Below are 9,561 nucleotides of genomic sequence, written 5' to 3'. Positions count from 1 at the left end.
TCAGAAATACCAGATGATGAGTTAGAAAGAACTGTAGAAAGAATTAGAAATAGACCGCGAAAAGTATTAAATTATTTTACTGCAAATGAAGTTTTCCTTGAAAATATGTGGTGGTGTGCTTGACAAGACTCACCGCCATTATTTAAATTAACTTTAGATGTAAAGTTAAAGTTTAAATATAAACTTCGTAAAAGAAACTAAAACTAGAGTATATAGCGATAGTTTTCCCTGGTGAAGGGGAAACACCAAAAGGGAAAGAGTGATTAAAAAGGAGAAAAAATGGGGAAAAACAGAAAGAATATCATGATAATATCATATACCATGTTTGCGTATATGGGGATAGCTTTTTTATCCCAAGGATCTCTAAAGTTAGAGATGGCAGAAAACTTTGGAATAACTACATCAAAACTACAATACTTATTTACAGTATTTTCAACAGCAAGTATGGTTACTGTAATAGCTAATAAGGTGTTTTTAGAAAGAGTTCCATTAAAATTAGAGGTTATTTTATCCAGTATATTTATATTGGTTGGAACATTTTTTATGGTTTTGACAAAAAATATAAATATATTTATGATTGGATTAATATTGTCAGGCCTGGGGATAGGAGTATATATATCTTTGGGGAGTTATTTAATTATAAATACATTTACCGAAGACAGAAATGGGAAACTTAATTTTTTACATTTTTCATATTCCATAAGTGCAGTATTAACCCCTATTATCGCAGCGACATTGATTGGAATAAATTTCAGATGGAATGTAGTATATATGATACTTCTAATTTTGGTAATCGTAATTATTTTCTTGGGTCTAAGGACAGATTTTAGTAATATTACTCATGAGAAAGATAAAGGAACGGAATCCTTGTCAGTTAAATGGGATGTAAAGGTATATTTATCGGCATTGATGCTGTTTTTATACGTTTTTACAGAGATGATATTTTCATATTGGATAGTAGAATATATGATAAATAAAGGAGCACATGGAGGGGAAGCCAAGATTTCGCTTTCTATATTTTGGTTATTTATAGCGGGAGGAAGGTTGGTGGCTGGTAAAAATGGTCATAAATTTAAAGTGAATAATATAGTTGTGACTCTATTAATAATGGCTTTGACATCATATTTTACTCTGATGTTAGTTCAAGGAATTTTGGTAACCTATATATTTGTAGGGCTTTTGGGACTGGGTTTTTCAAGTTTATACCCATCTATCATAGCTTTAGGAATTGAAGGAAGAAAAAATATAAGCCCAAGTTTGATGACTTTCATAATGACATCCGGTTCTGTAGGCGGGATAATGTATTCTCCTATCTCTGGATGGGTAAACAGTAATTTTGATGTAACAATAACTATGGGAATAGGAGTAATAACGACTGTATTGATGCTGTCTGTATCATTTGTTTTAAAATTTAAAAAAACAACAATGACTAAATATTAAGAACAAGAGATCTAAAAATTCTGAGTTTCTCGAGTAAAGATATTTACATTTTGTACATTATGTGGTAATATTTTTTAGTGAATTTAATAACTTTGAAATTCGTATAAGCATTTACTGTAATGAAAACGGAAATAAAAACAAAAAAAAGTATGTTTTTAATGAAAAATTAAGATTCCAAATGGAAAAACAATAATAATAATGTATTATTATACAAGGGTAGTTTAAATATATATATACCTTGACACAACCGACCAGCAGGTAGTAAAGTATTTGTATGGAAATTTTAGTCGGAGGATATGTTTATGAGCAGTAAAAATGACATATTTTATTACTTATCCTTACTTACTCAATTGGGAGTTACTATGATATTTAGTATCCTGATATGTATTTTTATCTATAAAGTAATTGCAAAATTTATAGGTGAAAATATATTTTTATTTATTTTTTTTATAATATTGGGTGTTGTAGGAGGATTTTATAATGTTTACCGCCTCATAATGAAAAAAAAATAGCTTTGTTTTAATCGTGATTAGAATCTAAAAAAAAATAGATTATGGCAAAAGATAGGGTAAATATATATAGTGGAAATAAATGAAAAACGAGGTAGAATAATGGGAAAAGAATTAAGGATACTCATAAGAAACAGTGTGATAACATCGGCATTGATACTTGTATATGGGATCGTAAGTTGGGATAAATTGGTGCTGCTGGCTATATTTGGTGGATCTTTAGTTTCACTTTTGACTTTATATATGACCATAAGAGATGCAGAAGTTTCTGTTCATAGTTCAAGTGCAAATAAATTAACAATATTAGGGTACACTAAGAGGTATTTCGTATATGGTATATTTTTATATATAATGGCTAAATTTTTAGGATTTAGTGGTATTGTAATGGGAGGAATGGGACTTTTAAATGTTAAGTTCAACATATTATTATTTGGTGTTAATGGATTTATAAATAAATTGAAACACAGATCAAAAAATTAACTTCATGAAAGGAGGGTAGTTTTACTATGAGTAAGAAACCAATGAGTTTTAAAGTCTTTGCAGGTGTAGCAATAGCAGTAACAGTAGTTATAAACTTTGTATTAAAAGTTGCTGTGAAAGCTGGAGCAGTAAGTATACTTATACCGCCATTAGTGCAGGGACCAAAGGTAGTATTTTTTATACCGACTCCTCATAAGTTTTCGTTCGCTATGGAAATGGCAAATGGAGGGTATGGGGTTCCAGTAACAATTACAGTCGTAACAACATGGGCCTTGATAGCTTTATTTTTCCTTGTTTTTAATTGGGGATTAAAAAATCTTGAGATGGTACCAGGAAAAAAGCAGGCATTTTTCGAAACATTATATGATATATATGATGGCTTGGTAACACAGATGTTTGGTAAAAGAGGAAGAGAATTTATAGTGTATATATCAGCTTTAATAAGTTTTATAGCTATATCTAACATTACATCATTTTTTCCAATTCCAGGATTCAGTACAATAGATGGTCAATTAGTAATTTCACCATTACTTAGATCTCCATCGGCAGATATCAACACTACGTTAGGGCTAGCACTTATCACGACATTTATGTTTATTTATGTTGCTATTAAAGAAAATGGTATAAAAGGATATTTAGGAGGATTGTGTCAACCATCTCCAGTAATGTTACCGATGAATATAATAGGGGAATTAGCTAAACCAACTAATATCTCTATGCGTTTATTCGGAAATGCATTTGCGGGAATGGTAATTATGGGACTATTATATATGGCAGCACCAGCAGTAGTACCAGCACCACTTCACTTATACTTTGATCTTTTCCAAGGTCTAGTACAAAGTTTCGTATTTACAATGTTAACAATGGTATATATTCAAGGATCGTTGGCAACAGAAGATTAAGCAATAACACAAATTATTTTATAAAAAAAATCAGGAGGGAAAAGAATATGGATATGATGACAGCAAAAACAATAATATTAGCGGCTTCAGCTTTAGGTGCTGGATTAGCAATGATCGCGGGATTAGGGCCAGGAATAGGAGAAGGTTATGCGGCAGGTAAAGCAGTAGAAGCTGTTGCAAGACAACCAGAAGCAAAATCAGATATCATTTCAACAATGGTAATGGGACAAGCAATATCAGAATCAACTGGTATATACTCATTAGTAATCGCTTTAATATTATTATACGCAAATCCATTCATCGGATTATTAGGATAAGCTAACTTGAATCTATTAGATAGATTTAGATTAATTTTCTAAGAGAGGAGGTAGTTAGTTTGAACGAGACATTTATGCCGGCAGTAGGAATAGATATAAACCTATTTTGGCAAATAATAAACTTTGTTATACTTATTTTTGTTTTCAAGAAATTTTTTCATAAACCATTAAATGATTTCTTAGAGACAAGAAGAGAAAAAATAGCAGGAGAATTAACTCATGCTAAAAAAGATAGAGAGGCAGCAGCAACTTTAAATGAAGAAGCAGCTAAGACTATAAAGGCAGCAAAAATAGACGCTAATAAGATAATATCTATAGCAGAAAAGAAAGCTGAAGAAAGAAAAAAACTTATCCTTAAGGAAGCAAATGCTACAAGAGAAAAGATGATAGCTTCAGCAGAAACTGATATAGCTAAGATGAAATCTCAAGCAAGAAAAGATTTACAAATTGAAGCTACTAAATTAGCAGCTATATTAGCGGAAAAGATGATCAATGAAAAAATGAACGATGAGCTAGGAGGAAACTTACTAGACCAATTCATTGATGAGGTAGGGGATATTAAATGATAGGAGCTAAAGTAGGAAAAAGGTATGCAACAGCAATCTATGAGATCGCTGCAGGAGAAGGTAAAGTAAAGGAAGTCTACGAAACTCTTAATTCGATTATGGAAACATATTTAGAAAATTTAGAGTTTAAAAATTTAGTGGCTCACCCGCTTATTTCAAAAGAGAAGAAGAAAAGCTTTGTAAAAAAAATATTTCCTGACTTGGACGAAGTTGAGATGGATATAGTGGATTACTTAATCGATAAAGATAGACTGCTGGACATTAGATCTATTGTAGCAGAGTATTTAAAGATCTATTATGAGAAAAATCAAATAGTAGATGTAGAAGCTACCTTTGCACTGGAGCCTAGTGAAGGACAAAAAGAAAATCTAATTAAAAAATTAAAGACAAAAACAGGTAAAAAAATAAACTTAACTGTAAAGGTGGACAGCTCTATTATCGCAGGTGGAATCCTTAAAATTGGGGACGAGATCATAGACGGTAGTATCAAGAGGCAACTAGAAACTTTATGGAAAAAATAAGTGGTAGGAGGTGTGCTAGTTGAAAATTAGACCGGAAGAGATCAGCTCTATTATAAAGACTGAGATCGAAAATTATAAAAAATCTTTAGATATAAAAACTTCAGGATCTGTAGTAGAAGTTGGAGACGGAATTGCTAGAATATATGGTTTAAGCAATGCAAAAGCTGGAGAATTATTAGAATTTCCAAATGGTATAAGAGGAATGGTTCTGAACCTGGAGGAAAATAATGTAGGTGCGGTACTTTTAGGAGACCCAACTGCAGTAAAAGAAGGCGACGAAGTGAGAGCTACAGGAGAAATAGCATCTGTTCCAGTAGGAGAGGCATTATTAGGAAGAGTAGTAAATGCATTAGGAGATCCAATAGACGGTAAAGGCGAAATAAAAGCTGAAGCTAGAATGAATATAGAAAGAAAAGCTACAGGGATCATCCAAAGAAAACCTGTACATGAGCCGATGCAGACTGGAATCAAGGCAATAGACGGAATGGTACCAATCGGTAGAGGGCAAAGAGAACTTATAATCGGAGATAGACAAACTGGTAAAACAGCTGTAGCTATCGATACGATCATAAATCAAAAAGGTACTGGAGTTAAGTGTATCTACGTAGCAATTGGTCAAAAAAGATCAACTGTAGTAAATATAGTTAAAAAGTTAGAGGATGCAGGTGCTATGGATAATACAATCGTAGTAGCAGCAACAGCATCTGAAGCAGCTTCATTACAATATATTGCACCATATTCTGGTGTAGCAATGGCAGAATATTTTTCTGAAAAGGGAGAGCACGTTTTAATCATCTATGATGATCTTACTAAACATGCCATAGCTTATAGAGAAATGTCATTATTACTAAAGAGACCGCCAGGCAGAGAAGCATATCCTGGAGACGTTTTCTATCTACATAGTAGATTATTGGAGAGAGCGGCTAAGTTATCGGATGCGATGGGTGGAGGATCAATCACTGCATTGCCAATCATTGAAACTCAATCTGGAGACGTAGCAGCATATATCCCGACAAACGTAATTTCAATTACAGACGGGCAAATATTCCTGACTACCGATCTATTTAACGCAGGACAAAGACCGGCAGTTGACGCAGGAATATCTGTATCAAGGGTTGGAGGAGCGGCTCAAATTAAAGCGATGAAGCAGGTAGCTTCTAAAGTGAAATTAGAGTTATCTCAATATAATGAAGTGTTATCTTTCTCACAATTTGGTTCAGACCTGGATAAGGCAACTAAAGCTCAGTTAGAAAGAGGACATAGAATCATGGCAATGTTAAAACAGGATCAATACAGACCGTATAAAGTAGAGGAGCAGGTAATATCATTCTACTCAGTAACTAAGGGTCATTTAGATTCAGTTGCATTGGAAGATATCGGTAGATTTGAGAGGGATTTAATAGCTGATTTAAGAAATAATTCTACTGTTTTAGATGAAATATTAGAGAAGCAAGCTTTGGACAAAGACTTAGAAGCTAAGATGGACAAAGCTATATCAGAATTTAAAGCAAATTTTAGTTAAGTGAGGTGAGATTGTGGCTGCGAATATTAAAGAGATAAAGAGCAGGATCAAAGGAGTACAATCTACCCATAAAATAACTAAGGCAATGGAAGTTGTTTCATCTACGAAATTTAAGAGATACTCTAAATTAGTAGGTGAATCAAGACCTTATTCGGAAGCTATGGATGGGATATTGAGTAATATCGCAACCGGGATAAAGAATGAGAAAAATCCTTTGTTTGATGGAAAGGCTGAAGTTAAAAAGATAGGAGTTGTACTTATGACTTCTGACAGGGGACTTTGCGGGGGATTTAACTCTCAAGCAAATAAAGCTCTGGAAAGACTGAAGGCAGAAAATCCAGATAAGAAAGTTTCAATAATTGCCGTGGGTAAAAAAGGTAGAGATTATTGTAAAAAAAGAGATTATGATTTAAAAGGTGAATATATTCAATTAATTCCTGAAAATATGTTTGATAAAGCTAAAGAGATCAGTGAAAATATAGTTGATTTTTATTTAGAAGGTATCTTTGATGAAGTGTATATCATCTATTCAAAATTTGTTTCGGTTATATCTTCAGACCTTACGACTAAAAGACTTATTCCTATCGAAAAGGTAGAGAGTGACTCCAATGAGCCGTATATCTTTGAACCATCAGCAGAATATATATTATCAACGTTATTACCAAAATATCTAAATATAGTATTATATCAAGCTATATTAGATAATACTACAAGTGAACATGCAGCTAGAAAAACTGCCATGAAGAGTGCAACTGATAACGCTAATGATCTAGTAGAAAGTTTGACTCTGCAATTTAACAGAGCTAGACAAGCTGCCATAACACAAGAAATTGCTGAGATCGTAAGTGGATCGCTGGCACAGCAATAATAATAAAATAAGGAGGAGAACTTTGGAAAATAAAGGAACTCTTATACAGATAATAGGACCTGTAGTAGACGTAAAGTTCCCAGGAGACTTACCAAAGATCTATAACGCTATCAAGATAGAGTTAGAAGATGGGAAAGTCTTAGTAGCAGAGGTGCAACAGCATTTGGGAAACAATGTTGTAAGAGCCGTAGCTATGGACGCGACTGAAGGTTTACAAAGGGGTATGAATGTAACAGATACTGGCGCAGCAATAACTATTCCAGTAGGAAGAGCAGTATTAGGTAGAATCTTAAACGTATTAGGTGAGCCTATCGATGAAGTGGGAGAGATCAACGCTGAAGAGACAGCTCCTATACATAGAGAGGCACCAAGCTTTGAGGAACAAGGAACAGGAGTAGAAATTCTTGAGACTGGAATCAAAGTAGTAGACTTATTAGCTCCATACTTAAAAGGTGGAAAGATTGGTCTATTTGGAGGAGCAGGAGTAGGGAAAACTGTACTTATCATGGAACTTATCAATAACATTGCTAAGGGACATGGAGGACTTTCTGTATTCGCAGGAGTAGGAGAAAGAACAAGAGAAGGTAGAGACTTATTTGACGAGATGACTGAATCAGGAGTTTTAGATAAAACTTCATTAGTTTATGGTCAAATGAATGAACCACCTGGTGCAAGACAAAGGGTAGCATTAACTGGTCTTACAATTGCAGAGCATTTTAGAGATAAGGAAGGTCAGGATATATTATTCTTTATCGACAATATCTTTAGATTTACTCAAGCAGGATCTGAAGTATCTGCACTATTAGGAAGAATGCCTTCAGCTGTTGGATACCAGCCAAACTTAGCAAGTGAGATGGGAACTCTTCAAGAAAGAATCACATCTACAAAAACTGGATCGATCACTTCGGTACAAGCGGTGTATGTACCAGCCGATGACCTTACTGACCCGGCTCCAGCAACAACATTTGCCCATCTAGATGCAACGACAGTTTTATCTAGAAGAATTGCATCGTTAGGAATCTACCCAGCGGTAGACCCACTAGATTCTACATCTAGAGTACTTGACCCGCAGGTAGTAGGTCATGAACACTATAAAGTAGCTAGAGATGTACAAGAGGTATTACAAAGATATAAAGAGTTACAAGATATCATTGCAATCTTAGGAATGGATGAATTATCTGATGAAGATAAATTAGCAGTAAATAGAGCTAGAAAGATCGAAAGATTCTTCTCTCAACCATTTACAGTTGCAGAGCAATTTACTGGAATGTCTGGTAAATATGTACCTGTAAAAGATACTATCAAAGGATTTAAAGAAATCTTAGATGGAGTACATGATGACTTACCTGAGCAGGCTTTCCTATATGTTGGTAGTATAGAAGAAGCTATTGCAAAGGGAAGAGACTTATTGAAGGGGGAATAAGATATGTCAACTTTTAAATTAGAAGTTATAACCCCTCTGAAAAAAGTATTAGAAAGTGAAGTTGAAAGGGTAATTCTTAGAACTAGTGAGGGTGATATGGGTATATTAGCAAACCATGCTCCTCTAGTTGCAGAATTAGCTGTAGGTGAGATGAAGATAAAATCTAATGGTATTGAGGAGAGATTCTTTGTAGCAGGTGGTTTTTTGGAGATCTCCAAAGATAGAACTTTAGTATTGGCTGATGAAGCTATTAATATCAAGGATATTAATGTGGAAGTAGCTAGAAAAGAAGCAGAATTTGCTAAGCAAAAATTGGCTAAGTTAAAAGAGGATAGAGATATTGCGGTAACGCAAAAAGCTCTAGAATCAGCTTTGACTAAGGTAGGAATGGTAGAAGGTAGATAAGTTTAAAATAAAAGGAAAGATGCGACGGCATCTTTCCTTTTTATTTTAATAGAATAACTAATTTAAATTTTTAACCTAGCCATACTATAAGCATCTATATATTTAACATCTCCAAAAACATAATCTTTAAGAGTACCTTCGATTTTAAAACCAAATTTTTCATATAGATTAATTGCTTTTTCATTATCTGTATAAACCTCTAATTCAATTCTCCTGATATTATGCCAATTATCTGCAAGGTCTAAAATTTCTTTTAACAATCTGCTTCCTATCTTATTATTTTGCTATATATTGTTACTAAATATACTCTATAAACTTATTTCCTGTCAAGAGAGGTGGAAAAAGCTCTCTTTAATTAAAAAAATATTGTATAATTAATTAGAAATATAATTCTATTGAGATTATTATTACATATTTTCATTTCTTTTCCTAGTTACAATCAGTACCTTATTTTAAAGAATAATGATTTCTATGGTGGTCGTGTTTGTCAAACAGTTTATGAAAAAACTTAAGCAATTTTTTGAGTACCAAAATATACCTTAGCAGGTGTTTCATAATCTAAAGAACTATGTCCTCTATCGTTATTATAAAAATTAATATACCTTTTT

Annotated in this window: 12 protein-coding genes; 11 read left to right on the top strand and 1 reads right to left on the bottom strand. The window is 33.3% G+C overall.

Annotated features, from left to right (window positions below):
• Positions 1-279: 279 nt before the first annotated feature.
• The 11 genes from V5784_RS06780 (at position 280) to atpC (ending at position 8,953) form a co-directional block, all read left to right on the top strand.
• Positions 280-1,440 (top strand): MFS transporter, encoded by a 1,161-nt coding sequence (locus tag V5784_RS06780; protein WP_336888276.1) that lies wholly within the window; start codon positions 280-282, stop codon positions 1,438-1,440.
• A 302-nt stretch (positions 1,441-1,742) separates the two neighbouring features.
• Positions 1,743-1,952 carry an AtpZ/AtpI family protein gene (locus V5784_RS06775; RefSeq protein ID WP_336888275.1) on the top strand — a complete coding sequence of 70 codons (210 nt, stop codon included), beginning with the start codon at positions 1,743-1,745 and terminating at the stop codon, positions 1,950-1,952.
• Between the two features lie 99 nt (positions 1,953-2,051).
• Positions 2,052-2,429: an ATP synthase subunit I gene (locus V5784_RS06770; protein WP_336888274.1), complete on the top strand. Its 378-nt coding sequence runs from the start codon at positions 2,052-2,054 to the stop codon at positions 2,427-2,429.
• Between the two features lie 26 nt (positions 2,430-2,455).
• Positions 2,456-3,331: a F0F1 ATP synthase subunit A gene (atpB, locus tag V5784_RS06765; RefSeq protein ID WP_336888273.1), complete on the top strand. Its 876-nt coding sequence runs from the start codon at positions 2,456-2,458 to the stop codon at positions 3,329-3,331.
• 47 nt (positions 3,332-3,378) lie between these two features.
• On the top strand, positions 3,379-3,648 hold the full coding sequence (atpE, locus tag V5784_RS06760) for an ATP synthase F0 subunit C (protein ID WP_336888272.1): 270 nt from the start codon (positions 3,379-3,381) through the stop codon (positions 3,646-3,648).
• A 59-nt stretch (positions 3,649-3,707) separates the two neighbouring features.
• Positions 3,708-4,214, top strand: a complete 507-nt coding sequence (atpF, locus tag V5784_RS06755; RefSeq protein WP_336888271.1) for a F0F1 ATP synthase subunit B — start codon at positions 3,708-3,710, stop codon at positions 4,212-4,214.
• Positions 4,211-4,735 carry an ATP synthase F1 subunit delta gene (gene atpH / locus V5784_RS06750; RefSeq protein WP_336888270.1) on the top strand — a complete coding sequence of 175 codons (525 nt, stop codon included), beginning with the start codon at positions 4,211-4,213 and terminating at the stop codon, positions 4,733-4,735. Before atpF ends, atpH begins: the two co-directional genes overlap by 4 nt.
• A gap of 19 nt (positions 4,736-4,754) precedes the next feature.
• Positions 4,755-6,257: a F0F1 ATP synthase subunit alpha gene (gene atpA, locus V5784_RS06745; protein ID WP_336888269.1), complete on the top strand. Its 1,503-nt coding sequence runs from the start codon at positions 4,755-4,757 to the stop codon at positions 6,255-6,257.
• Positions 6,258-6,270: 13 nt separating this feature from the next.
• Positions 6,271-7,125: an ATP synthase F1 subunit gamma gene (atpG, locus tag V5784_RS06740; protein WP_336888268.1), complete on the top strand. Its 855-nt coding sequence runs from the start codon at positions 6,271-6,273 to the stop codon at positions 7,123-7,125.
• Positions 7,126-7,147: 22 nt separating this feature from the next.
• Complete coding sequence (gene atpD / locus V5784_RS06735) at positions 7,148-8,548, top strand: F0F1 ATP synthase subunit beta (protein WP_336888267.1); 1,401 nt, start codon at positions 7,148-7,150, stop codon at positions 8,546-8,548.
• Positions 8,549-8,551: 3 nt separating this feature from the next.
• Positions 8,552-8,953, top strand: coding sequence for an ATP synthase F1 subunit epsilon (gene atpC, locus V5784_RS06730; protein WP_336888266.1), 402 nt, complete (start codon positions 8,552-8,554; stop codon positions 8,951-8,953).
• A 62-nt stretch (positions 8,954-9,015) separates the two neighbouring features.
• Here atpC and V5784_RS06725 read toward each other — a convergent pair whose 3' ends face one another.
• Complete coding sequence (locus V5784_RS06725) at positions 9,016-9,225, bottom strand: GNAT family N-acetyltransferase (protein WP_336888277.1); 210 nt, start codon at positions 9,223-9,225, stop codon at positions 9,016-9,018.
• Between the last annotated feature and the right edge of the window lie 336 nt (positions 9,226-9,561).

This window comes from Psychrilyobacter sp. (assembly GCF_037132775.1).
In the GTDB taxonomy this organism is placed as follows: Bacteria; Fusobacteriota; Fusobacteriia; order Fusobacteriales; family Fusobacteriaceae; genus Psychrilyobacter.
Note: the sequence above shows the minus strand (reverse complement) of the source record. Positions and strands in the feature narration are given on the sequence as shown.

What these genes read in the sequence shown, in the direction of transcription:
- V5784_RS06780 (WP_336888276.1), top strand. Translation starts at nt 280, where the DNA reads ATGGGGAAAAACAGAAAGAATATCATGATAATATCATATACCATGTTT.
- V5784_RS06775 (WP_336888275.1), top strand. Translation starts at nt 1,743, where the DNA reads ATGAGCAGTAAAAATGACATATTTTATTACTTATCCTTACTTACTCAA.
- V5784_RS06770 (WP_336888274.1), top strand. Translation starts at nt 2,052, where the DNA reads ATGGGAAAAGAATTAAGGATACTCATAAGAAACAGTGTGATAACATCG.
- atpB (WP_336888273.1), top strand. Translation starts at nt 2,456, where the DNA reads ATGAGTAAGAAACCAATGAGTTTTAAAGTCTTTGCAGGTGTAGCAATA.
- atpE (WP_336888272.1), top strand. Translation starts at nt 3,379, where the DNA reads ATGGATATGATGACAGCAAAAACAATAATATTAGCGGCTTCAGCTTTA.
- atpH (WP_336888270.1), top strand. Translation starts at nt 4,211, where the DNA reads ATGATAGGAGCTAAAGTAGGAAAAAGGTATGCAACAGCAATCTATGAG.
- atpC (WP_336888266.1), top strand. Translation starts at nt 8,552, where the DNA reads ATGTCAACTTTTAAATTAGAAGTTATAACCCCTCTGAAAAAAGTATTA.